Raw genomic sequence first — 444 nt, forward strand, 5'->3', positions numbered from 1 at the left:
CGTCTGCGCCCCTACACCGACACCCTCCCCAAGGCCCTGGTGCCGGTGGGTCCCGAGGGCGCGGAGGAGTCGCTGACGGTCCTGGACCTGACCCTGGGGAACTTCGCCGAGGTGGGGCTGACCGAGGTCGCGATCATCGTCGGCTACCGCAAGGAGGCCGTGTACGAGCGCAAGGCGGCTCTGGAGCAGAAGTACGGCCTGAAGCTCACCCTCATCGACAACGACAAGGCCGAGGAGTGGAACAACGCCTACTCCCTGTGGTGCGGCCGTGACGCCCTCAAGGACGGCGTGATCCTCGCCAACGGCGACACCGTGCACCCGGTCTCCGTCGAGCAGACCCTCCTCGCCGCGCGCGGCGACGGCAAGAAGATCATCCTCGCCCTGGACACGGTGAAGAACCTGGCCGACGAGGAGATGAAGGTCGTCGTGGACCCCGAGAAGGGC

At 67.6% G+C, this 444-nt stretch carries 1 protein-coding gene; it reads left to right on the forward strand.

Annotated features, from left to right (window positions below; all coding sequences use genetic code 11):
• On the forward strand, nt 1-444 hold a 444-nt coding region (locus OO52_RS45655; protein WP_030659436.1), incomplete at both ends, for a sugar phosphate nucleotidyltransferase.

Origin of the sequence: Streptomyces flaveolus (assembly GCF_000716535.1) — a bacterium.
Classification (GTDB): domain Bacteria; phylum Actinomycetota; class Actinomycetes; order Streptomycetales; family Streptomycetaceae; genus Streptomyces; species Streptomyces flaveolus_A.